1 rRNA gene is annotated in these 298 nt (G+C 53.7%); it reads left to right on the top strand.

Annotated elements, in window-relative coordinates:
• Positions 1–298 (top strand): 23S ribosomal RNA (locus AC6CIF_RS31925); the annotation flags it as partial.

Raw genomic sequence — 298 nt, forward strand, 5'->3', positions numbered from 1 at the left:
CAGGGGTAGGGGAGCGTTGTATAAGGGTTGAAGGTGTACCGTAAGGAGCGCTGGACATTATACAAGTGAGAATGCCGGTATGAGTAACGAAAAGATCAGTGAGAATCTGATCCGCCGAAAGCCTAAGGGTTCCTGAGGAAGGCTCGTCCGCTCAGGGTAAGTCGGGACCTAAGGCGAGGCCGAAAGGCGTAGTCGAAGGACAACAGGTCGAAATTCCTGTACCACCGTAAGCCGTTATGAGCAATGGGGGGACGCAGTAGGGTAGTGACGCGGACTGATGGATGTCCGTCTAAGCAGT

The sequence above is a fragment of the Paenibacillus sp. GQ49 genome (assembly GCF_059759055.1).